Source organism: Azospirillum tabaci (assembly GCF_014596085.1).
In the GTDB taxonomy this organism is placed as follows: Bacteria; Pseudomonadota; Alphaproteobacteria; order Azospirillales; family Azospirillaceae; genus Azospirillum; species Azospirillum tabaci.
Genome location: NZ_JACCJY010000013.1, coordinates 175670 through 197901, shown reverse-complemented (window position 1 = coordinate 197901; position 22232 = coordinate 175670). Strand labels below are relative to the sequence as shown.

The window sequence follows — 22232 nt, the reverse complement described above, 5'->3', positions numbered from 1 at the left end:
GACGACACGCTCAGCGGCGGGGCGGGCAACGACACGGCGCTGGGCGGGGCGGGGCGCGACCTGATCGGGCTCGGCGCGGGCCATGACCTGGCCAATGGCGGGGCGGGCAACGACACGCTGTTCGGCGAGGAGGGCGACGACACGCTGTTCGGCGGGGCGGGCGACGACGTGCTGCACGGCGGGGCGGGCAACGACGTTCTGTTCGCCGACGGCGGGGCGGACACGCTGTGGGGCGGGGCCGGGGCGGACGTCTTCGCCTTCGGGCGGGCCTCGGGCGGGTCGGTGGTGATGGACTTCGAGGTTGGGGTGGACCGCTTGGCCTTCCACGAGGCGGGCATCGACCTGGGCGCGGTGATCCGCTCGGCGCGGGTGGAGGGCGGCAACACCACGCTCGACGTCGGCGGGGGCAACCGCATCACCATCCTCGGCCAGACCGGCAACGTCGCCGCCTGGTTCGGCTGAGCGGCGTCGCAGCGCGCTCCGCAAACGAAAGGCGTGTGCCGGAACCTTCGGGCTCCGGCACCCGCCCTTTCCTTTTCAGGACGTGGGGGCGTTCACGTGATCGGCCGGCCGCCGTTCCGCGCCCGCAGATGGTCGATGAGGGCGCGCAGCCGCGGCGGCACCGTCCGGCGGCTCGGATAGTAGAGATGGAAGCCGGCGAAGGGCGGACAGAAATCCTCCAGAACTGCCAGCAGCGCGCCGCGCTCCAGATGGGGCCGGAAGGTCTCCTCCATGCCGCAGGTCAGGCCGGCACCGGCCAGGGCCAGCCGGACCATCATCCCCATGTCGTTGGTGGCGACCCGCGGATTCACCGCGATGTCGAAGTCGCGGCCATCCTCGGTGAACTCCCAGCGGTAAGGCGCCACGTCCGGCGCCGGGCGCCAGCCGATGCAGCGGTGGGCGAGAAGGTCGCGCGGATGGGCGGGGCGGCCCGCCTGCGCCAGATAGGCCGGTGAGGCCACCACCAGCTGCCGTTGCTTGGTGGAGACCGGCACCGCGATCATGTCCTGCTCGATGGCCTCGCCCAGCCGGACACCCGCGTCGAAACCCGCCGCGACGATGTCGAACTCCTCGTCCGTCACCAGGATGTCGATGCCGACCGATGGGTAGGCGGCCAGGAAGCCGGCCAGCGCTTCGCCTTCCAGGATGCTTTCCGCAATGGACGAGACGGCCAGCCGCAGCGTTCCACCGGGCGCCCCGTGCGTCGAGGCGATGACCTCCAGCGCCGTGCCGATCTCCGCCAACGCCGGGCGCGTCGCGGCGAGCAGATGCGCGCCCGCGTCGGTCAGCCGGACGCTGCGCGTCGTCCTCTGGAGAAGCGGCACGCCGATCCGATCCTCCAGCCGACGGACCGCCTGGCTGACGGCGGAGCGGGTGACGCCCAGGCGCTCGGACGCCCGGCGGAAATTGAGCGTCTCGGCAACCGCCAGAAACGCCGCCATGCCTTCGAAGGGATCGCTCATTGGTTAGATATGCTAACCAGCCCGTTCATAATTGGCAACTCGAACTATCGATCATCGGATCATAGCTTGTCTCCATCACCGCAACGATCGACGGAAGGGAGCATGACATGACCGCGATCACCGACAAGACGATCCTCATCACCGGCGCCTCCAGCGGCATCGGCGAGGGCACCGCCCGCGTCCTCGCCGCCGCCGGCGCGAAGCTGGTGCTTGGCGCCCGCCGGACGGACCGGCTGGAGGCGCTGGCCGCCGACATCCGGGCCGGCGGTGGCACCGCGGAGGTCCGCCCGCTGGACGTGACGAGCCGCGAGGACATGGCCGCCTTCGCCGCCTTCGCGCGGGAGCGGTTCGGGCGCATCGACGTGCTGGTCAACAACGCCGGGGTCATGCCGCTGTCTCCCATGGCCTCGCTGAAGGTCGAGGAGTGGGACCGCATGATCGACGTGAACATCCGCGGCGTGCTCTACGGCATCGCCGCGGTGCTGCCGATCATGAACGGCCAGGGCTTCGGCCAGATCATCAACATTGCCTCCATCGGGGCGCTCGCCGTTTCGCCGACCGCCGCGGTCTACTGCGCGACGAAATACGCCGTGCGGGCCATTTCCGACGGGCTGCGCCAGGAAAACGAGCGGTTGCGCGTCACCTGCGTCTGCCCCGGCGTCGTAGAATCGGAGCTGGCCCACACCATCACCGACCCGGAGGCCGAAGAGCTGATGCGGGCCTACCGCGCCGTCTCCATCAAGCCCGACGCCATCGGGCGGGCCATCCTGCACGCCATCGAGCAGCCGGACGACGTGGACACCAACGAGATCGTGGTCCGTCCCACGGCCAGCCGTTGAGGAGGGCAGCATGACGTTCGGCACCGACACCCGTGCCCGCAATCCCGCGCGCCTGCGCGCGTTCGTTGCGGCGGGGCTCCTCGCCGCGGTTCCGGCGATGCCCGCCACCGCCCTGGCCACCGCCCTGACCACCGATGAGCGCGCCAAGCGCGGCGGCGAGGTGGTCCGCAGCCTGAACAACGGCCAGCCCCAACCCACCCTGGAACGGATGCGCGAGGAGTTCCCCTTCCTGGCGGAGGCCACCGAGGCCTACGCACTGGGCGACGTCTGGTCCCGGCCGGGGCTGGACACGCGGACCCGCCAACTGGCCGCGGTCGCCGCCTTCGCTGCCATCGGCGAGACGGCCTTCATGAAGATCCACGCCGGCTACGCGCTCAACGCCGGCGTCTCCGAGGACGAGTTGAAGGAGATCGTCTACATGGTGACCGTCCCCGCGGGCTTCCCCCGCGCAATCTCCGCCGCGCGCACCCTGTCGGACCTGTTTGCCGAGCGCCACCCGTCGGCGGAGGGAAACACGCCATGAAACGCGCACTCGCCCAGACCGCAACCCTGACCGCCGCCCTGCTCGCCGCCGGCGCCGAGGCCCTGCCCGACCGGAAGGCGCTGGCCCAGACCGCCGACCGTTCCGCCATGGAGAGCCCGCCGCAAGCGGATCACCCCTATGTCGGCCTGTGGGTGACGGAGGACGGCCGCATCCGCCATGAGCTTCTCCCCAACGACCGCTACGTCGAGGCGCGGGGCAACCGGGAGAAGGCGTATCAGGGCCGCTATCGGGTCACCGGCAACCACATCGACTATTGGGACGACACCAGCTTCACCGCCGACGGCGTCTTCATCGACGGAGTGCTGCACCATGCCGGGATGATCCTGCACCGGCGGCGCTGACCGCCGCGCATTTTCTCTCCTGACTGAAAATGTGAAGTGGACAACAGTGCCGGATGCCCGATCCGGGAAGAATGGCTGTGCAAGGGCGAGATCTTCAGAGCGAAACGGCAAGAATAAAGCCGAATGAAGCATCTCTCCTTGCATGGCACAATCCCCTGATCCGAAGGAAACGCATCATGGCAAACGTCTATGGCACCAACAACGCCGACTTCCTCGACATGATCAAGTACGGTGTCAGCAATGACTACGTGCAAGGCTATGACGGCAACGACACCATCCTCGGCTGGTACGGCAACGACACGCTGGATGGCTGGAACGGCAACGACGTGCTCTACGGCGAGTCGGGCAACGACCTGCTGATGGGCTATTACGGCACCGACACGCTCTATGGCGGCAGCGGCAACGACCAGCTCTACGGCGAGAGCGGGTACGACAAGCTCTACGGCGGCGAGGGCAACGACACGCTGAGCGGCGGCGACACCTTCGACGACCTCTACGGCGGCATGGGCAAGGACCAGATGACCGGCGGGGCCGGGGCCGACTGGTTCTTCTTCGAGACGAAGGACAGCGGCGACATCTACGCCGGCAACGCCGACACCATCACCGACTTCAAGGACGAGGACCAGATCTGGCTGAAGGGCAACTACAGCTACGCCGGCTCGACCAGCGCGCCCGCCGACGGCCAATACAGCATCTGGCAGAAGGACGGCAACTACGTCGTCACGTGGAACGCGGCCAACGACACCGGCTTCCACGACCTGATCGTGAAGGGCGACAACCCGATGGGCGACATCTCCTTCTACTGATCCGCCTGACCGAGGTACCGGGCGCGCCGTCCTTCCCGGCGCGCCCCTTTCCCTTCTCCCAGACGACAGGAGCGCCCTTCCCATGGCCGCAAGGGAATCCCGCCACAACTCTCCGGCAGGCCCACCCGCCCTGCGCGCGATCCGGCGGCGCATCATGACCGGCCTCGCCGCCGCGGGCGGGTTCAGCGTCTTTCTCGCCCTCATCCAACTGGCGATGCCGCTCTACACGATGCAGGTCTACGACCGCGTGCTGGGCAGCCGCAGTGTGGAGACTCTGGTGGCCCTGTCGCTGCTGGCGCTGGGCTGCTTCGCGGTGTTTGGGCTGGTCGAGGCGATCCGCGGGCGGCTGACCCAGGCCATGGGCCATCTGGCGGCCCGCAGCCTGACCATGGACGCGCTGGAAGCGTCGATGGGGGGCCTGCTGCGCGGCGGCGCCAGCCGCCCGGCCCAGGTGCTGCGCGACGTCAACGAGCTGCGCCAGTTCCTGTCCGGGCCGAGCCTCACCGCGCCGCTCGACGCCGCGCTCAGCCTCGTCTTCCTGCTCTTCCTGACACTGATCCATCCGCTCTACGGCCTCGTCTGCGGGGCGAGCATCCTGTGCCTGGTGGGGATGAGCCTGCTCGGCCGCCTGCTGACCATGCCGGGCGCCGCGGAGGCCAACCGCGCCCTGTGCCGCCACGGCGCCGAGATCGAGGCGGCGTCGCACAGCGTGGAGGCCGTTGCGGCCATGGGCATGATGGGCACCCTGCGCCGCCGCTGGCAGGCGGTTCAGGACGACCATCTGGCGCTGGTCAACCAGACCACGGGACGGTCGCAGGCCGTCGCCTCGCTCGCCAAGGTCTCCCGGATGGCGGCCCAGGTGGCGATCCTCGCCGCCGGCACGATGCTGGTGCTGGACCGGCAGGTGTCGCCGGGCAGCATGCTGGCCGCCTCCATCCTGATGGGCCGAGCGCTGGCGCCCTTCGAGCAGCTGATCGACTCCTGGCGGAACTGGTCCTCGGCCCGCGAGAGCCTTCGCCGTCTGCGCGGCCTGTTCATGGCGGATGCGGTGCCCGCGCCGGCCGCGCCCCTGCCCCGCCCCAGCGGTTCCCTGCTGCTGGACCGCGTGACCTACGTCCCGCCGGGGTCCGACCGCCCGACTCTGCGCGGCCTCTCCTTCTCGGTGGAGCCCGGGGAGGCGGTGGGCATCGTCGGCCCCTCCGCGGCGGGCAAGTCCACGCTGGCCCGGCTGCTGGTCGGCGTTCTGGAGCCGACCCAGGGCGGGGTCTATCTCGACGGCCACAATGTGTGGCGCTGGCACCGCGACGACTGCGGGCGGCATGTCGGCTATCTGCCGCAGGGCGTCGGCCTGCTCGGCGACACCGTGGAGGACGCCATCGCCCGTCTGGGCGAGCCCGACCCGGCGCTGGTCACCGCGGCGGCGCGGCGGGCCGGCGTGCATGAGATGATCGGCCGCCTCCCCGACGGCTACCGGACGTCGATCGGCGAGGGCGGCGCCCGGCTCTCCGGCGGGCAGAGGCAGCGCATCGCCCTCGCCCGGGCCCTTTACGGCGATCCCCGCCTGATCGTTCTCGACGAGCCCAACGCGAACCTGGACCAGTCCGGCGAGGCGGCGTTGCTGCGCGCCATCGCCGAGGCCAAGGCCGGCGGCGCCGCGGTGGTGGTGATCGCCCATCGCCGCTGCGTCCTCGACGCGGTGGACCGCATCGTCGTGCTGCGCGACGGCATGATCGACCAGACCGCGACGCGGGCCGAGATGGTCCGGCGTCTGGGTACCGCCACACCGCAGCCGGCCGCTGCCGCCACCATCTGATTGGAGACTTCGAGATGACGACGACCGACACGATGCTGGGCCGAAGCGCCATCCCTGCGGAGCAGCGCCGCGCCGAGCCCTCCATCGGCGGAGCGGTGCGGGCGGGCTGCGCGGCGATCGCCCTGGCGCTCGGCGCCGGGCTCGGCTGGGGCTTCCTGGCCCCGCTGGACAGCGCCGCCCACGCGCCGGGCACGGTGGTGGTGGACGGCAACCGCAAGACCATCCAGCATCTGGAAGGGGGCATCGTCGCCGAACTGGCGGTGCGCGACGGCGACACGGTGGCCGCCGGGCAGACCCTGCTCCGCCTGGAAGGGACGCAGAGCCGCGCCACCCTGGAGGAGCTGTCCGCCGAACAGGCCGCCGCCCTGGTCCGCATGGCCCGCCTGCGCGCCGAATACGCCGGGCAGCGCGCCTTCTCCGTCCCGGCGGAGCTGGTGGATGGGAGCAGCGCCGCCCGGCGCGCCCTGGCTGTGCAGCAGCAGTTGTTCGCCGCCCGCTGGACCCGCCACGACGGCGATATGGCCGTGCTGCGCGAGCAGCGCCTCCAGGCCGAGCGCGAGGTGACCGCCCACCGCGCCCAGGAGCGCGCGGCGGCCGAACAGATCGTCTTCATCGAGGAGGAACTGGCCGGCGTTCTGGACCTCTTCAACAAGGGGCTGGAGCGCAAGCTGCGGGTTCTGTCGTTGAAGCGCGCCATGGCCGATCTGGCCGGCACCCGCGATCAATCCCGCGCCCGCGCTTTGCTGGCCGAGCAGGCGGTGACGGTCGCCGACACCCAGCTCCATGCCAAGGAGACGGCCCGCCGCTCCGACATCGCCGCGGAGATGGAGGAGGCGCAGAACGCCCTGGACCAGACCGCCGCCCGCCTGAAGGCCGCCCGCGACGCGGTGGAGCGCACGGAGATCCGCGCGCCCGTCCCCGGCCGCGTGGTCGGGCTGACCGTTTTCACCGTGGGCGGGGTTGTGAAGCCGGGCGAGCCGCTGATGGACATCGTTCCCGACAGCGGCCCGCCGACCATTGAGGCGCGCATCGACCCGTTGGACATCGACGTGGTGAAGGCCGGCCAGACCGCGCAGGTCCGCCTCAGCGCCTTCAAGCCGCGCCGCACACCGGCGATCGACGCCACCGTCGTAGACGTGTCCGCCGACCGCCTGACCGACCCGACGACCCATGCCCCCTACTTCGTGGCCCGCATCCGCCCACTGCCCGGCGCGCTGGAGCGCATCGGCCCGGCGGCCCTGCATCCGGGCATGCCCGCCGACGTGCTGATCGCGACCGGCCAGCGCCGGGCCATCGACTATGTGCTGGCACCGTTGCAGGACGCCATGGCCCATGCATTGACGGAGGATTGAGGGGGAGCGCGGCTTTCCACGCCAGCCAAAGAAAAAGCCCGCCAAGTCGAAGACTTGACGGGCTTTCGTGATGGTAGCAGCGGAGGGATTTGAACCCCCGACCAAGGGATTATGATGCCGCTGTCATTTCTCTGTATTCCAATGGGTTACCATAGACGAGCGCGTCTAACCGTTCACGCCGGGTCAATGGCTTACGAGAAATTTGTCTAACCAGAAACGGGCCTCTTGTTCTACGTCCGTTCCCATGGCAGCATCAGCCCCCATGAGCCACGACTATCCCCCTCGCGCGATCCATGAAGCCGCCATCGCCATGGCCGGCGGGCCGGAGCTTTGGAAGCAGATGGGACCGGAGATCCAGGGCCAGTACATCGGGTGGGCCGAGCGCGCGGCCCCGGCCCTGATGGGCGGAGGGGCGGTCCCGTGGAGCGAATTGGCGATCCCAGTCCGGCTCGCCCTCTCCGACTGCCGCGGATCGCTGACTCAGAAGAAGGCCGAAGGGGCCGCGCTGGACATCATCACGAACAAGGTTCTGGAGCGGCTTGAGCGGTGCGGCTATACCGTGTTCGCTGGCCGCCCCGCAGAGGCCCCCAAGACACACAGTCCAAAGCTATGACCTACGCTGAGCTTATCCAGGCGATCAACACCGGCCGCCGGGAGCCGGGCGGATGCACGCCGCCCGTTGTCGATGCCGTCATGGCCGAAGGCGAGGAAACCCGCTTGACGGTCAACGCGATCCTCGGGTGGGAAATCCGGCATGGGCGAAAGGCCGGAGCTGGAGACGAAGCCGCTGTGATGGAACTGCGCGCCACGCTCGTCGCCAATATGGAGGCGGCCCAAGCGAAGGGGTAACCGGGCCGCCTCCTTACCGGGGCGCCCCTGCCGTCTCACGGGGCACCCTGCCCCACCTGACGGGCCGCCTCATCCGCCTTCACGATCACGTCACGGGCGGCGGGCGGCACGAGGTAGGCCACAGACGGCACGATCCCTGCGATGATGTAGCCGATCAGGTCGGCGGGAATGTCCACGTCGGCATACTGGCGCAGGAGCGAGGCAATCACCGCTGCGGCGACGCCGGCAAGGCCACCGGCCCAGACCTTGCGAGCGGGGATCATGGTGGACATGCGGAACATCATGGGTGCCTCCTTTCAGGCGCGAAAAGCCCGCCGCGGAGGTCCGGGCGGGCTGGGGTGGGGGAAACGTGGTTCAGGCCACGGCGACAGGAGAAATGCCCAGCGCTTCCGAGGCGAGGGCATACCGGGAAAGCCGGTCCTCCTGACCGTTCAGGCCGCCGTTGATGCGCCGGGTGATCGCCTCCAGCTCTCCGGCATCGGCCAGCCTGTTCAGGCCATTCACCGTCCAGAACCATACGGCAGAGGCAACGGCGCCGTCAGGCGTCTCCAGCCACGCTGGCATGGCCTCCAGCGGCTTGCCAGCCCATCCGGAACAGCGCTGGTAGTTGTCGCGCCCGGTGATCTGGATAAGCCCCCTGCCCCGGTATCTCCAGCCGTCGCCGCTCGCCTCAGGCCCGTTGCCCATGCGGTCGCCGTAGACGCGGTTGGCGATGCGCTCCGGCTGGCGGGCATAGGCGGTCGCCGTCGCCGCGTCCCGGAAGCGCTGGGGCCACGTCTTGCGCAGCCCTTCCGCCGAGTAGTTCAAATTCTCGGTCCACACGCGCAGGCCGCCGGACTCATGCCCCACCTGGGACAAGAAGGCCGCCACCCGCTGCGGCGTGTTGATCGCAGCAGGAGGCAGGCGCGCAGCCATGGACGCGGCGAAGGCCGGCAACTCCCGGCCAGTCGGGAACAGGCGTTGCAGCAGGTCGAGCGTCACCGCCGCGCCGGAAGGCACGTTGCTCATCGGGTCCTCCAGAAATGCGAAAGGCGCCTCGCGGGCGCCGGGGGATTGGAGTGTTGTCGCGGTGTCACTTGCCGATGGCGAAATACGAGAAAGCCGCTGCGGAACTGGCGACAAAGCCGGTCCCGTTCCAGGTAAAGCTCTTGAACGTCGCGCCCGTCTGGCTTTTCGCCGATGGCCCATAGACCGTCACGTTGTTGGTCGCCCAGGTGCTGGCCGTGTTCTCCGCCGGGAACGCGTGCCAGCAGGCGGTCGGGAACGCCTTGTCAAACGTGACCGTGCAGCTGCCGGCGCTCATGACCCCGGAGCCCCAATTGAAGAGGATACCGCCGGCCAGCATGATGTGCCCGGTCGCCGAGGCGTTGCGGTCGTTCAGCCCCAGCGCCTGGGCGAGCTGGTCATACTGGCCTGGGTCCAGCGTGATCCCGCAGGCCTCGATCGCGCGGGCGATCTCCTCTTGGAAATGGTTGAACATGCCGGCGTTCAGCGTGGTAGCGGGGTCGCCGGTCAGGGTGGACCCGTCTTTGAAGCCGGGTTTGCCGGCGCCGAACAGGTCCACCGCGCGGGTGGGGGTATCGATGCGCTTCATTTGGCTTCACCGTTCTTTTGAGAGTCCAGTTCGGCGACGCGCGCCAAGAGAGCGTCACGCTGCTGGAGCAGCCGGTCCACGGTCCCGACTGCCTGGGCGAGTTGCCCTTCCGCAGTGACGCGGGCCTGCGTCTCCGCCTCCAGGGCCGCTACCGCGGCGCCCAGATCAGCGTCGGATGCGGCCTTGGCCGTGAGGGCGTCGGCCTGCGCCTGGGTTAGGAGGTCGGCCAGCGGGAAGCCGGGGGCCGTGTCGAGCGTCAGCGGTTCGGCCGCGCCGAGGCTTTCGGCGCGATGCTCGCCATCGATCGTGATGTAGCGGTACTGGACGTGTGCGCCGGCCAGACGGCCCGCTTGGTCCCACCGGATCAGTAGTTCGTAGGGGTGCTTGGTCGTCTGCATTTCGATCCTCTTAAGAAACGACGGCGCGGTCCGTGACGCGCCGCCAGTTGGTGCCGTCCGCGAAGGCCGGGACAGCCCCGCCACTCTCGTTTGAGACGTAGATTTCCTTCCCCGCCACGCTGGCGCTGGGAAGGGTCGCCACCGTGTACGAGCGAAGGCAGATCAAGCGGTTAGGGTCCACGACTGAGGTCCCGCCGCTGCGCAGCTCTCCCCCCGCCTCCAGGTTGAGGTTCCCGCCGCTGTCGATGGACACCAGCGAGACGGTATCCGCGTTGTTGCGCCAGATGAAGCCGCCGCCGCCGAGGACTTCGCGGCGGTTGTTGGACCCGTCCGTGTACGAATAGGCGTGCGCCGACCCGGTCCCGGAGAGCCGCAGCTTGTGCCCGTTGCTCAACACGATGGCCGCGGCGCTGTACGTCGCCCCGCCGCTGTTGATGAGCGACGTCATCGAGGCCCCCGACGCCCCGGAAAATCCGGCCCCGGAGACGCCGCCGCCCAACACGATGCCGTTGGTGAAGGACCCGCCGCCGACCCCGCCGACCTGGAGTGCCGGCCCGAGACCGGGGAGGTTGAAGGCGTTGATGTAGACGCCTCCGGTCCCGCTGTTGACCGTCGTCCCCGTGGTCGGCTGAACGTCAACTTCCAGGCCGACGATCTTCGTGTTCGTCGTGCCCGAGACGTTGCCCGCGATGATGTTGCGGCCAAAGACCGTGCTGTTGGACGCCTTCGCAATCGCCACATCGATCCCGGCCACCACATCCGCCGGACAACCGTCGTTGACCGCGTAGGTGAACGTCGTGGCGACGGGGCTTCCTGCCGTGGTCCCGCCCGCCGTCGTGCTGTCGAAGGTCCGGCTTGCCGCGGTGTGGGCATAGGTTATGCCCGACCAGATGCCAGCGATGTCCTCGACTTTCTGGCTTCCAGCCTCCAGCAGGTTGTCCACCTGCATCTTGACCCCGGCGATGGGCGCTTGGTTGCCCAGGGCATAGCCCGTGAGGTTGACACGGTTGTCCGCGCCGCTGTCGCTCGCCGCGCCGCTGTTGGCCTCGCTGAAGGAGAAGCGGTTCCCGGACGCACTCGGGCCGAGGATGACCGACGTCCCGCAGTCCTGAACGTGCCCATCGAACGACCCCGACGAGACCACGCCGCTGAACGCGACACCTGCCGTCTTGGCCCCGATGATCGAAACGCCCGAGACCTTCGGTGACAGGCTGGTTCCGGCGACGATGATCCCGTTTTCTTCGACACCAGATGGGCTTGAGCAGTTGATCCACCCGCCGGAAATCCCAAGGTGCTGGACGTCCGTTGCCGAAACGCCGCTGCCGTCGAAGTCGAAGCCGGACGTGTTGCGCAGCACCTCAAGGTTGGCGAACTTCACATCCTGCGCGCCGTTGATCTCAACGCCGTTAGCGCGGACGTCAACGTGCAGGTTCGCGAAGTGGGCGGCGAGGATCGTGTTGGGGCTGGCCCCGTTGGTCAGCCGCAAGCCGGCGGTGTTTGGCCCCAACTCGCAGTTGGTTGCGTAGATGCCCTCATACCAGCCATCGACCCACGTCCCCCAATTCGCGTAGGAGACGCGCACCCCATTCCAGTAGTGGCCGAGCTTGGCGACGTTGCCCGAGCTGTCCAGCAGGATGCCGTAGCGCATCGTCCAGCAGTCGGCCTGCGTCGGCGCCACCGCCTGAGCAGACCCGAGCACGCGCACGTTGTTCATGACCGTGCCGGAGGCGTTGGTCAGCCACAGGCCATGGGACAGGCCGCCCGTCAGCGGGACATGGCCGACCAGCACGTTCTGCGCCGTGAACAGCGGCAGAGCGCTCGTTTCCGCCGGCCACTCGCCACGCACCGCGGCAAGAGCGGTCGACGCGGAGCAGACGAAGGACACGTTGGTTAGGCGCAATGACTTCAGGCGGCCCGCCCCTGGGCCACTCTGAACCACGTTGGTCGTGGTGGCGGTATAGTGAAGGCCGTGACCGCTGTGCACGATGAGAAGCTGCGCAACCGACGAGCCATCCGCCTCAATGGCAAGCGGGACGTCAGCACAGGTCAGATCGTCCTCCAGCCTGTAGTAACCACCGGCCGGGACCCGCAGAACGCCGCCGCCGCGCTCAACGAGATGGTCGATGGCCTGCTGGAAGGCGGGAGCGTCATCCGTTTCGCCGTCACCCACCGCTCCGAAATCGAGAACGTTGGCGACCTCCCCGGCCCTGTCGTCGAGCGTGCGCCCCCGCACCGTCACTGCGTCGCCAGGACCATCCTCCCGCAGCAGCGGGAAGCCGCCGGGCGTCTCGCCATCGTGGACGGTCAGGGTTTTTTTGTCCGTGTCGATGATCAGTTCACGATCCAGCCCCACGACGGACGCAAGCTGGCTCGTCGGGCCGCCCAGGAGGGCGACCCGCTTCAGGTCTTCGGTCATGCGGATGCTCCTTGGGCTTAGAACGAGCCCCAGTCTTCAGTTGCCTCGGGGCCGCCGATCAGGTCCAGCGTGCCCCAGTCTTCCGCCGCGCCGCCGTCGCGCAGCCAATCTTCGTCGGGTAGGTAGCCGAACAGCGCCACCGTATGCGCCGGCGCCGCCCGGCGGACGACGCACTCCAGCACCGCCGATCCCCATGCGCGCAGCGCCTCGTCGCACCCGCTGGTCGCGGTGAACGTGTAAGCCCCAGCCCTCACCGGCACGTTCAGGCGCCATGCGTGCGGCCATCCCACATCGGCCGTGTTCAGCGCCGCGCTGCAGGCCGATCCGCAGGTGAAAGCCGCGAACTCGGTGATCGTGCAGCCGGGATACCCCATGCTGGCGGCCAGCCCGATGAAGAACGCCCGGCTTTGCCCGCCCCGCGCCGTGATCTGCGCGGCAAGCCGTCGGCGCCGCTCGGCCAGACCGACCGCCGGGCCGGTGCAGGCGTCCGGCAGACCGGCGTTGCGCTCCCAGGCCGGCAGCATTTCCAGCGTGGTCCGCGAGTCTGCTTCATCGAGCAGGCCCAGCGCCCGGTTGTGGACGCGCGCCAGCCCGTCGGCGATGGCCTGGAGCAAGGGATCATCCGACGGCCACGCCGGACCGGTTGGGCGCAGGCCCAGAAGCAGCCCGTAGTAGTCATCGCCCGATGCTGCGCTCACGACAGCCATGTGATCGCCCCCAGCGTCGCGATGTGCCCGGCCGGCGACACCACGTCATCTGTCGGCGACACAAGGTCATGCCGGTATTCACCGGTCGCCAACGAGATCGCCTCGCGCAGACGGGACAGGTACAGCGTCCCTCCGGGCTCGGCTTCGCGCGACAGGAAGTCGCGCAGTTCCGCTTCAACCGCGGCGCGGGTTGCCGCTCCATCCGGGGTGAGACGGATCGACAGAGCCAGAGGATCGGCCACCGGCGCGAAGACCGTGACTGCGGCGGTGACCGGCCGCAGGGCGTCGATGTGGGTCTGCACCAGCGCAACATCGCCGACGGCGGGGATGATGTCCGCGCGCCCGTCGCACACAAAGGTGACCCCGACCGACCCGATCCCCGTGTGGAAAGGATAGACCCAGGCGCGGGTTACTCCAGCGACTTCCAGAGCCCAGGCTTCATAATCCGCCGCGTTGCCGCCGTGCGGGGGCTCCTGGATGCGCGCGATCAGGCGCGCCCGCAAGGCGTCGTCGGCTTCGATGTCGGCGCCGCCACCGATGGCCGCGACCACCGCCGTTGACTGCGCCCCGGCGATGGGACTTGCCAGCGTGAGAAGCGCCCCGGCCGGCAGGTTCCCGGCCGCTCCGGCAGTGGCCGCGGCGACAGCGACGGTCGCCGTTCCGCCGGTAGCGGTCGCGTTGGCGGTCACCGTGTAATCCCCGACGCCCGCGCGCTGCATCACCGTCCCGGCGGCGATGGTCACGCCATTGCTGGCCGTGATGGTCACGGTTCCGGTGGCCGCGGTTGCCGCCTTGCGCGCGACACCCCAGAGCGAGGCGTGCCGATCCAGATAGGCCGTAGCCGCCGTGTCCGGCAGGATCTGCGCCGCCAGGAAATCGATGAAGCCGTACACGCTGTGCAATGCCCCCGCCTGAACGCGCGCCTGCACCTCGCCGTCTGCGCGGCGCAGCACCTCGTCCACCCCAAGGCGCGCCAGGACGTCGGCTCGAACCTGCTCGATCAGCTCGGACAGCGTTGGCCTGGTGTAACCGGTGTCAGCCATTGATCGCCTCCCAGGCGTTGTCGAAACGGATGTCGGTGGGGGTCCCGTCCCGCCGCCAGATGCGGCAGATCAGCGACAGGCCATCGGGTCCGCGCCGGTCTGCGGTCACCTCGACGCGCTGCGCCACGCCGTCGGCGACCAGCCATGCAAGGGCCTCCTTGGCATACTCGCGGGCGCGATTGACCGTCTCCTGCGTCAGCTTCTCGCGGCTCAGCAACCAGAGCCTGGACCCGATGCGGTCGCCGGTCACCGTTGGGAAGGTGTCCCCCCACCATCCCATTTTCTGGTCAGCCGGCAGCACGTCGCCGGGCTTGGCCCGCCCCCAGGTGAACAGGGACATGAGCACCGCCCTGGCGAGCGGGTCGCCCTTGGTCAGGTCGAGCGAGAGCGGCGCGCCGTCGATGACGACGGTGCGGTCCTGCTGGAAATAGCTCATGGCTACATCCCTTGGTTTGGGGCCCCGGTCGTGCCGCCGCTGTCGCCGGGATGGGTGTGGCTGTCGTAGACGCCGCGCATCTCGTCCATGGTCCGACCGCCCGTGTCGCAACGGTCGCGCACTTCTCCGGTCACTTCCAGCAGCGGCGTCTCGATGCGGACTTTCGCGGCGGCCTTGATGACCAACTCTCCGCCGCGCTTGATGCGGATCTCGTCTCCCTCGTCGGTGTAGATGCAGACCTCGCCGGGCTGGAGGTCGCCAGGGCGATGGCGCGCATCGGACACCGCCGCGGCAATGCCGTGGCTGCGGTCCCCACCAACGAACACAACCACCGCCGTTGCCCCCGGCAGCGGGTGCGCGGTGAAGCCGTAGGGCTCGGCGTGCTCCACACCGTCCTTGGCCTCGTCCGCCAAAAGCTGGACCTGTACAACCTGCGCGCCGGCCTGCCCCACCGCCGTGACGATGCCGCGGGCCAGCATATTTTGGATGCCGCGCTTGAGCGGCGCGGCAAGCTTCGAGAAGGCGCGGGCGTCCATCATTTGAACTCCACCACGGTTTCGCCCGGCTTGGCCCCGGAGCCGCCCTTCTTCTTGGCGTCCGGAGACTCCGGCAGAAGCTCGTACGCGGCCATTGGGGCAACAGTCAGCGTCGTGGTCGTGCCGCTTTCCGATAGACCGTAGGTCACTTCGGCAACCAGCATGTCTAGGCTGAAGCCAAGGATCGGGTCACGGACGTGGACGATCTGGTTCGGCTCCCACAGGGCGCCGCTTGCCTGTCGCCATCCCTGCACCGTGTAGCTTGCCTGATAGCTCTTGCCGGCGCGGTGCGCAGCCTCGAACCGCGCCCGGTCACGGGCGCTCACGCCGTCCGGCTGACCGTCGGCGACGATGACGAGAACGCGCTTGCGCTTGATGCCGCTGTCGGCCTGCCGCGCCTGGACTTGGCTCGTCGCCGCCGCGGGCTTGCTGTTGCCGGAGAAGTCGATCAGCGTCGCCTTCGCGTCGCTCTCACTGCCCTGTCTCTGCCCCTTCACCACGTATTCGCTGAAGCGGTCCCTGAAGTCGAGGTCGGCCGATCCGGAAAGAACGTTCTCCCCGACCACGAGCGCCGTTGTCGCCTTGGCCGAACCCGCTCGGGTCAGGACCAAGCGCCCTTGCGCGTCGTCTGTGGACAGCAGCGCACGGAGCTTGAGCAGGCGGTCGATGCTCTCGAACACGCTCTCTCCAGGCTGGAGTTGGTGGTCGGCGATGGGCGCCCCGGTATCCACCACAGCGATCACCGGCACGCCGTAAGGGGCCGCCATGTCCGCCGCGATCTGCTCGATCTTCCGCCCTTTCCATTGTCCCGGCGCATTGATGGCGGAGCAATCCACCAGATCGGCCGTCCTGGACCTCCCCTTGACGCCGACGGTCACGGAGGTTGCGTCGTAGGTGATCGGCGTCCCGTCCACATAGCCGGTCAGCACCAGATCGGAGCCGATGTAGACCTTGCACGCATCCCCCGGCGCTATGCGGCGCGGTACATCGGAGCCCGGCCAACGGTCGGTGACCACCAGGGTGAAGTCGCGGGCCTGCCGGTCGATGCCGGCGGAAATGCTGACGGCCTTCCAGCCCCCATAGTCCGAGCCGTTGACCAGCAGCCGCACCCGGTCGCGTTCCTCCGTCATGCCAGCACCTTCAGCGGTTCGGGCGGCACGAAGCCGGGATGCGCGATGCCGTTCCGGGCCACGATCTCATCCCCCCGCCCGGCATCCTCGTACAGGTCGTAGGCCAGCACGAGCGATGGCTGCACAGTGCTCGGCGTGACGGTGGACAGCCGGGCCGATCCAGCGGAACGGGAGGTGATGTCCTGCACCACCGCCACCCGCAGATCGGTGAGCGCCCGGAATGTGTCGTCCGACACGCCAGGCCGCATCGCCTCCGCGTCGATCTGCGCGGCCAGCCGGTCGCGGGTCTGGATCGCGTCATCGTAAACCGGCCATTCGGCGTCCGCCGCGGTGCGGGCCGACTGCACCAGAGCGCCGCGACGAAACAGGCTGGCCGTCGCCTCGCTGTTGGCCGCCTGCTGCCGCCTGGCTGGCGTGCTGACCGCGTAGGATGGCGGCGGCGGGCTGTAGCCGGCAACCTGTGAGAGTTCGCCCAGCCGGGACGCGGGAGAACCGACAGCGCCGGCGGGCGACGCAACGCCCAAGGTCGATCCCCCGCCTCCTCCGCCCCCGCCGCCGAAAGCGGCGAAGAGGTTCATGACCCGACCGCCCAGGGACATCGGCACCCCAAAGAGTTCGGTCAAATCCCCGAGCAGGCCACTCGCCAGCTGCCGCCACCCTCCGCCACCACTGCGCATGGCCCGTTCGGCGAAGCCAAGCGCCGACGTGAAGTCCGCCACCGCCGCCTGATCCACGAAATCCGGGACGCCCTCGATGCCGAAGGCGCTCGCGAAGTCGCCGATTGCCGCACTGGACAGCGCGTCCGCCTTAAGCCTGGACGTCTCCGCTGTGTTGACCGTGGCGCTGGGGAATGTCAGTTCCCCGGCCTCCACGAAGGACAGCGAGAAGCGGCACAGCCCGCCCTCGTCGCGGCTGTGAGCCACTCGGCATTCGCCGTCGGCGACCACCTGCAGCGTGCCATACTGCGGGTGGACCAGCTCGCCGGAGCCGGCCTCCTCCAACGCCGCCAGCAGGCGGCCCCGCTGGGCCATGTAGTCCGGCCCGATGACGTAGGCGGTCAGGGTGATCTTGCGGGTGGCCCGCCCCAGGTCCTCGGCATAGGGCTTATCGCGCTGCGGGTATTCATGGAGCTGCACGCGGCGGCCGGCGGTCAGGTCGTCGGAGTCCACTTTGAAGGGAACCCCGCGGAAGGACGCGGGCCGGAGTTGGTCACGCCATGCCATGGTCAGTACCCCAGGGCCATGGAGCGGTAGCCGACATCGGTGTTGAGGTCCACGCCCGCGGTCTGCGTGCGCGTCTCAACCCGCGTGCCCGGCGGCGCCCCGTTGATGTTGATGTCCACAGCACCGCGAAGCTGCTGGCCCTGCGCGCTCGCCACGAGGGCCGGGCTTGGCGCCGGCGCCATGGGGCCGGTCGGGGCCGCAGCGGGCTCCACCGTCAGCCCGAGCTTGTCCGTCACCCAGGATGGCAGGGCGCTCGTCAGGCCAGCGATCTGCGCCCGCAGCGCCCCGGCGATGTCGATGTTGAACAGCGACTTGATCCAGTCGGACACCTTTGTGAAGATGGCGCCGATGGCATCGCCCCATCCCGTGAACCAGTTGAGCAGCCCCTGCCCGATCTGCTTCAGGCCCTCCATCGCCGCGGCGAAGTCGCCGGTGAAGACGCCCTTCACAAAGACGACGAACCCGCCGAAGATCTCCTTTACCGCCTCCCACATCCGTTCGAACCACGGCGCGACCTGATCCCAATTGGCGTAGATCAGGGCGGCCGCGCCAGCGATGAGGAGCGCCGCGGCGATCACCGGGTTCGCCGCCAGCACGGCAGCCAACTGGATGAAGGCCGTCATCACTGAAGCGATGGCGGCAACCACCGGCAGCGCAAGAACCATGGCAAGGCGGGTCGCCACCGTCTCGACGGAGGTGAAGTGCGCGATCACCGGCTGGAGGAAGGGCAGCATTGCTTTGATGGCGGTTCCGATCCGCTCAAACGCGCCCGGCACCGACTCCACTTGGCTCGGGTCCAGGTCGGATACCCGCGTGTAGCCGAACAGGAACTCCCGGAGGTCCCGCACCGCCGTCTTGATGTCGAAGCCGGAGAACGCCGCCCGCAGGTTCGTCACCGCCGTGACCATCAGGTCGCTGATGTCGGTGGCGATCCGCTTGAGCGTGCCGTCCTGCTCCCACTGGTTCAGCATGTCGAGGAAGTCTTTCAACTGGTCCTTCATAACGTTGAAGTACCCAGCATCGCCGATCATCTTTCCGAAGCGCGCGAACGAGTCCATAAGGTTGGACCACAGGCCGTCCCAAGTTGCCGAAAGTTTGTCCATCCCCCCGTCAAACCCCTTGAGAGAGATGATTTTCATCATGGCCTTTTGCATTTGCGCGGCATCACCTTTCTTGACGACGCCCCGCATGGCTTGTCCAAGCCTGTCGGTAAAGTGAAGCGTTACTTTGTCTCCGTTGGTGTCCGCCGTAATCTGGAGCGCCTCCTTCAGTCGCTCATATTCACCCGTCTGCGCGTCGGCGAGCGCCTCAACAAGGGCTTCCAACGGCTTCCCACCAGCGGCGGCCGCATCACCGAGACTTCTTAGGACGCCGTTCATTGGGTTGATGCCGTAGGCCTTCAACTTGACGAAGGCGTCGGTCACCTCCGCCAGTTCGTAGGGAGTTTTGGCCGCGAAGTCGCTGATCCAGTCCATTGAGGCTTTCGCCTTCTCGGAACTCCCTTCGATAGTTTCCAAAATGGTCTGGAACTTCTCGAACTGCGCCGACACGCCGAGAACGGCTTTTCCTCCGGCGGCCACCGCAGCGACGCCACCAGCGCCGAAGATCGCACCGACCCCCAGCGCGCCGAGCCGAGAGCGCATGTTCTGCGCCGCCGCTCCGACGTCCTGCATCGCCTTGGCCGGGGCCTTCAAGGACGCCACAACCCCTTTCATGGGGCCAGACACCTTGTCCACAACGGAGATGACGGCCTTCATGTTAAAGTTTGACATGACTCGACTCTGCCCCCTGTGGTTTTTAAGCTCCTCCGGCTTCAACCGAAGGAGGATGCGATGAAGATCGCCGCCCGTGTTTTTGGTGGATTATCTCTACTAATAGCTTGCATCGGATCGGCGGCTGCGGCTGATCCGATCGTCAACATTCCAACAATCTATTTACAGAATAAGGCTGATGTTCAGAAGCAGTTAGGGAAGCCATCTAAGTGCGAAAAGATCAAATACGGCGACAAATGCTACTATAAATCAGGAAATGTGAGCGTGGTCTTTATTAACGGCGCCGCGGATTGGATATCTGTCGATAACATTTCAATTCCGTACAACGAAAACTCTCTTCTTTCTCTAGGTCTTGCCGCAAGCAAGGCAACATTTGCGAATGAGCACATCATTCGCTGGGACGATACTTTTCATGAAGCAGCGGCGCCAAACGCGAGTGGAGAGACTGAAATGCTTATGATCCTCAGCTTGAGCCTGTTCCCAGGCAAGCCTGGGGAGGCGTCGAGCGTTTACGTCAAGGTGGCAACAAAGTAGCCATCTCTCGTTTTGCCCAGACACAAGGGCGGCCCATCTCCGGGCCGCCCCTTCCCTGTCAGGCGGGGAACATCGGCTCAAGGAAGGCGACAGTCGCCACCCCCAAGCGCCCCAAGAAGTAGCTTCCCTCACGACTGCGCGCGCCGGAGTTCTTCCCCGATGCGCGCCGTCTGAGCCTCAAGGACCAGCAGCCGGGAGATGGTCAGGCGATCCATCTCGCTCGGCTGCATCTTCCAGGCCCAGCCGATGTCGTGGAACCGCTCGATCAACCCTCGTCCGCCGGACTCTGGCTCTGATCCCCATCCCCGAAAAAAGGGATGATGGTCGCCATGCAGGCGTTGAAATCCTGCGCCGTCATGGCCTTCACGCTCGACGGCGGGACGGCGGCAAGGCGGGAGATGTACTTGACGATGACGCCGGCCAGCGGGGTGAACGAGCCGTCCCCGCTCATCTGGAGCGGGTAGCCGCAGACCATGATGTCTTCGCAGTTCGGTTCGCGGAAGGTCAGGGTCCTGACCTCCTCGCCATGCGCCTGGATCGGCTTCTTGAGCGTGACGGTGCTCATCACTTCATCTCCTCGCACTTCATGCCCTCGAAGGTCACCGAAACCTGACCTTCGCCGGCGTCGAGCTCCAGCGCGCCGGCCACCCAGGCGTTGCGCAGGGTGTAGACCTTGCCGTTCGCCAGTTCGGCGGTGATTGTCGCGTCGGTGATGGCGCGCAGCGTTTCCAGCGACAGGCCACCGATGTCCGAGAGGTCGGCGGAGATCGACGGGACGCGCGGCGTCTCCTTGTAGCCGTGCACGCCGTCCATGCCGGCGATGCCTTCACGCTCGATGCTGTCCGGGGACACGGTGAGGCTGCCGCGCAGGGCATATTGGGCGCCGTCCACCTTCAGGTAGCAGACGCCCGCGATGCGGTTGTTCGCCATGGATCAGGCCCTCCTTCAGGCCGTGTACTGGAGACGGAACTGCGCCAGCACGGCGAAGACGCGGAGCTGGTTCACGAGGTCCGGCGGGTAGAGGACGTTGATGCGGTTCGGATCGGTGCTGTCACGCTCGACCACGAGGTTCGCCTTGAAGGCGGCCATGTTCTCGACCAGGCCAAGGGACTCCATCTCGCTGTACTGCGCGATCAGTTCCGCACGGATGATCTTCGGGGTGACGATGGCTTGGCCGGCGCCGAAGGACGTGCCGTCGTTCGCCAGCTTGTGCCGGGCGAACTTGGTCGTGATGGCGTTGCGCATGCGGCGAATGATGGTCGCCAGCGTGAACAGCGTCTCGACATCCAGGAACGACGGGTCCGGCTGGCCGAAGGCGTTCTTCTGGTAGGTCGTGATCGCGCGCTCGATGCGCACGGTGCCGTCGGCGCCGACCATGTGCGTTGCCACGCCGTCGAACAGCAGGATTTGCCGTTCGGACAGTGTGAAGCGGCTCGGCACCGGGGCGGCCAGCACGCCGACCAGCGGCAGCGTCTGGAGCGGGCGGGCCGGGTCGGCGCGCAGGCTCTTGGCCGCCTGCGCGGTCAGGGCCGCGGCCCACTCCCAAGGCGGGGTCGGGCTGGCGCTGTAGCCGATCACCGTCGCGTGCGGGTCGTTGCGCAGGTTGCCGAAGGTGGACAGTTCCGAGACGGTGCCACGCTTGGCACCGAAGACGTGGCCGAACACCTGCCTGGACCACGACCACCGACCCGTCTGGTCATCCATCAGCGTCTTGATGGCGTCCAGGCTGGAAGTGTCGGCATAGGGGCAGGCGATGAAGTCGAACGGCTCGTCGCCCAGGGCCGCAAGGCCGGCGGCCAGGGACGGAGCAGTCGCGCCGCTCGTCATCGCCGTGACCCCCGCCGTCAGACCGGGCGGGGTCGCCTCACCGCCCTGCGCGCCGCGGTAGTTCAGCCGGAGGTCGATGTCGTTGCCGAGCGGCCCCTTGTTCTTGGCCGTCAGGGTGACCGTGCCAGTGTCCGCCGCCGCAGTGACCGGAAGGTCGGTGTTGGCGTTGATCGCCGCCGCAAGCGCGGTCGCAACGGTCGCGCCGCTCGCCCCGGTGGCGACGCCCTGCTGGACCCGCTTCCCGGCGATGTAGAGCGACAGCGCGCCGGCAGCGGTCGCCGTGCCGGTCAGAGCCACGGTGCCGGTTGCCGCGACCGCGGCGCCATCATCGGCGAGCGGCAGGCACCAGACTTCGCCGAAGTCGTCGTTGATGCGATAGGCGGCCATCGCCAGGGCCAGCATGGAGCCGGCGCCGAACAGGGCGCGCGCCTGATCCGCGCTCGACACTTGGACCGGAACGCCCGCGGTGGCGGCGCCGGCGGGCAGCATCTGGCCGATCAGAAGCGCCCGCTGGTCCTGCGTGAAATAGCCGGCCTGCGATCCATCGACCTCCGCATAGAAGAGGGGCACGCGGATGTTGCTCGGGATGCTGGAGAAGCCAACGGACAT

At 68.0% G+C, this 22232-nt stretch carries 27 protein-coding genes; 10 read left to right on the top strand and 17 right to left on the bottom strand.

What is annotated here, in order from left to right; all coding sequences use genetic code 11:
• Positions 1-462, top strand: a 462-nt coding sequence (locus H0B54_RS14395; RefSeq protein ID WP_425490040.1) for a calcium-binding protein, incomplete at its 5' end; no start/stop codon positions are given.
• 92 nt (positions 463-554) lie between these two features.
• Here H0B54_RS14395 and H0B54_RS14390 read toward each other — a convergent pair.
• A complete protein-coding gene (locus H0B54_RS14390; protein WP_188260893.1) occupies positions 555-1463 on the bottom strand; it encodes a LysR family transcriptional regulator in 909 nt (302 codons plus the stop codon).
• A gap of 107 nt (positions 1464-1570) precedes the next feature.
• Here H0B54_RS14390 and H0B54_RS14385 point away from each other — a divergent pair, with 107 nt between their 5' ends.
• The 8 genes from H0B54_RS14385 to H0B54_RS14350 all read left to right on the top strand — a co-directional run bounded on the left by H0B54_RS14385 (position 1571) and on the right by H0B54_RS14350 (position 8007).
• Positions 1571-2302: an SDR family oxidoreductase gene (locus H0B54_RS14385; RefSeq protein WP_188260892.1), complete on the top strand. Its 732-nt coding sequence runs from the start codon at positions 1571-1573 to the stop codon at positions 2300-2302.
• Positions 2303-2312: 10 nt separating this feature from the next.
• Positions 2313-2825: a carboxymuconolactone decarboxylase family protein gene (locus H0B54_RS14380; RefSeq protein WP_188260891.1), complete on the top strand. Its 513-nt coding sequence runs from the start codon at positions 2313-2315 to the stop codon at positions 2823-2825.
• Positions 2822-3187, top strand: coding sequence for an Atu4866 domain-containing protein (locus H0B54_RS14375; RefSeq protein ID WP_188260890.1), 366 nt, complete (start codon positions 2822-2824; stop codon positions 3185-3187). The genes H0B54_RS14380 and H0B54_RS14375 overlap by 4 nt, the downstream gene beginning before the upstream one ends.
• A gap of 176 nt (positions 3188-3363) precedes the next feature.
• Positions 3364-3993, top strand: a complete 630-nt coding sequence (locus H0B54_RS14370) for a calcium-binding protein (RefSeq protein WP_188260889.1) — start codon at positions 3364-3366, stop codon at positions 3991-3993.
• Between the two features lie 82 nt (positions 3994-4075).
• Positions 4076-5806, top strand: coding sequence for a type I secretion system permease/ATPase (locus H0B54_RS14365; protein ID WP_188260888.1), 1731 nt, complete (start codon positions 4076-4078; stop codon positions 5804-5806).
• A gap of 14 nt (positions 5807-5820) precedes the next feature.
• Complete coding sequence (locus H0B54_RS14360; protein ID WP_188260887.1) at positions 5821-7158, top strand: HlyD family type I secretion periplasmic adaptor subunit; 1338 nt, start codon at positions 5821-5823, stop codon at positions 7156-7158.
• A gap of 262 nt (positions 7159-7420) precedes the next feature.
• Positions 7421-7771, top strand: a complete 351-nt coding sequence (locus H0B54_RS14355; RefSeq protein WP_246472521.1) for a hypothetical protein — start codon at positions 7421-7423, stop codon at positions 7769-7771.
• Positions 7768-8007, top strand: a complete 240-nt coding sequence (locus H0B54_RS14350) for a hypothetical protein (RefSeq protein ID WP_188260885.1) — start codon at positions 7768-7770, stop codon at positions 8005-8007. Before H0B54_RS14355 ends, H0B54_RS14350 begins: the two co-directional genes overlap by 4 nt.
• Before the next feature lie 35 nt (positions 8008-8042).
• Here the strand turns inward: H0B54_RS14350 and H0B54_RS14345 are convergent, their stop codons facing one another.
• From H0B54_RS14345 to H0B54_RS14290, 12 genes are all read right to left on the bottom strand, one after another.
• The gene (locus H0B54_RS14345) at positions 8043-8291 is read right to left on the bottom strand and encodes a hypothetical protein (protein WP_188260884.1); all 249 of its coding nucleotides are present in this window, start codon (positions 8289-8291) and stop codon (positions 8043-8045) included.
• A 70-nt stretch (positions 8292-8361) separates the two neighbouring features.
• The gene (locus H0B54_RS14340; protein WP_246472520.1) at positions 8362-9015 is read right to left on the bottom strand and encodes a glycoside hydrolase family 19 protein; all 654 of its coding nucleotides are present in this window, start codon (positions 9013-9015) and stop codon (positions 8362-8364) included.
• A gap of 64 nt (positions 9016-9079) precedes the next feature.
• Positions 9080-9601, bottom strand: a complete 522-nt coding sequence (locus H0B54_RS14335; protein ID WP_188260883.1) for a gp53-like domain-containing protein — start codon at positions 9599-9601, stop codon at positions 9080-9082.
• Entirely contained in the window at positions 9598-9999 is a 402-nt protein-coding gene (locus tag H0B54_RS14330) for a hypothetical protein (RefSeq protein WP_188260882.1), read from the bottom strand. The genes H0B54_RS14335 and H0B54_RS14330 overlap by 4 nt, the downstream gene beginning before the upstream one ends.
• Positions 10000-10009: 10 nt before the next feature.
• A complete protein-coding gene (locus H0B54_RS14325; protein ID WP_188260881.1) occupies positions 10010-12415 on the bottom strand; it encodes a glycosyl hydrolase family 28-related protein in 2406 nt (801 codons plus the stop codon).
• A gap of 17 nt (positions 12416-12432) precedes the next feature.
• Positions 12433-13122, bottom strand: a complete 690-nt coding sequence (locus H0B54_RS14320; protein ID WP_188260880.1) for a YmfQ family protein — start codon at positions 13120-13122, stop codon at positions 12433-12435.
• Positions 13110-14165 (bottom strand): baseplate J/gp47 family protein, encoded by a 1056-nt coding sequence (locus H0B54_RS14315; protein WP_188260879.1) that lies wholly within the window; start codon positions 14163-14165, stop codon positions 13110-13112. The genes H0B54_RS14320 and H0B54_RS14315 overlap by 13 nt, the downstream gene beginning before the upstream one ends.
• Positions 14158-14601, bottom strand: a complete 444-nt coding sequence (locus H0B54_RS14310; protein WP_188260878.1) for a phage GP46 family protein — start codon at positions 14599-14601, stop codon at positions 14158-14160. Before H0B54_RS14310 ends, H0B54_RS14315 begins: the two co-directional genes overlap by 8 nt.
• Positions 14602-14603: 2 nt before the next feature.
• The gene (locus H0B54_RS14305; protein WP_188260877.1) at positions 14604-15140 is read right to left on the bottom strand and encodes a phage baseplate assembly protein V; all 537 of its coding nucleotides are present in this window, start codon (positions 15138-15140) and stop codon (positions 14604-14606) included.
• Positions 15137-16267 carry a phage baseplate assembly protein gene (locus H0B54_RS14300; RefSeq protein ID WP_188260876.1) on the bottom strand — a complete coding sequence of 377 codons (1131 nt, stop codon included), beginning with the start codon at positions 16265-16267 and terminating at the stop codon, positions 15137-15139. The genes H0B54_RS14305 and H0B54_RS14300 overlap by 4 nt, the downstream gene beginning before the upstream one ends.
• Positions 16264-17490 carry a DNA circularization protein gene (locus H0B54_RS14295; RefSeq protein WP_188260875.1) on the bottom strand — a complete coding sequence of 409 codons (1227 nt, stop codon included), beginning with the start codon at positions 17488-17490 and terminating at the stop codon, positions 16264-16266. The genes H0B54_RS14300 and H0B54_RS14295 overlap by 4 nt, the downstream gene beginning before the upstream one ends.
• Positions 17491-17492: 2 nt before the next feature.
• Entirely contained in the window at positions 17493-19247 is a 1755-nt protein-coding gene (locus H0B54_RS14290; protein WP_188260874.1) for a tape measure protein, read from the bottom strand.
• A 75-nt stretch (positions 19248-19322) separates the two neighbouring features.
• Between H0B54_RS14290 and H0B54_RS14285 the strand changes: the two genes are divergently transcribed.
• Positions 19323-19796 carry a hypothetical protein gene (locus tag H0B54_RS14285; protein ID WP_188260873.1) on the top strand — a complete coding sequence of 158 codons (474 nt, stop codon included), beginning with the start codon at positions 19323-19325 and terminating at the stop codon, positions 19794-19796.
• Between the two features lie 128 nt (positions 19797-19924).
• On the opposite strand, the gene H0B54_RS14280 is transcribed toward H0B54_RS14285, so the two are convergent.
• The 4 genes from H0B54_RS14280 to H0B54_RS14265 are packed head-to-tail and all read right to left on the bottom strand — an operon-like array spanning position 19925 to position 22232.
• Entirely contained in the window at positions 19925-20065 is a 141-nt protein-coding gene (locus H0B54_RS14280) for a hypothetical protein (protein ID WP_188260872.1), read from the bottom strand.
• Positions 20062-20361 (bottom strand): phage tail assembly protein, encoded by a 300-nt coding sequence (locus tag H0B54_RS14275; RefSeq protein WP_188260871.1) that lies wholly within the window; start codon positions 20359-20361, stop codon positions 20062-20064. Before H0B54_RS14275 ends, H0B54_RS14280 begins: the two co-directional genes overlap by 4 nt.
• A complete protein-coding gene (locus H0B54_RS14270) occupies positions 20361-20726 on the bottom strand; it encodes a phage tail tube protein (protein WP_188260870.1) in 366 nt (121 codons plus the stop codon). The genes H0B54_RS14275 and H0B54_RS14270 overlap by 1 nt, the downstream gene beginning before the upstream one ends.
• 15 nt (positions 20727-20741) lie before the next feature.
• Complete coding sequence (locus H0B54_RS14265) at positions 20742-22232, bottom strand: phage tail sheath subtilisin-like domain-containing protein (RefSeq protein ID WP_188260869.1); 1491 nt, start codon at positions 22230-22232, stop codon at positions 20742-20744.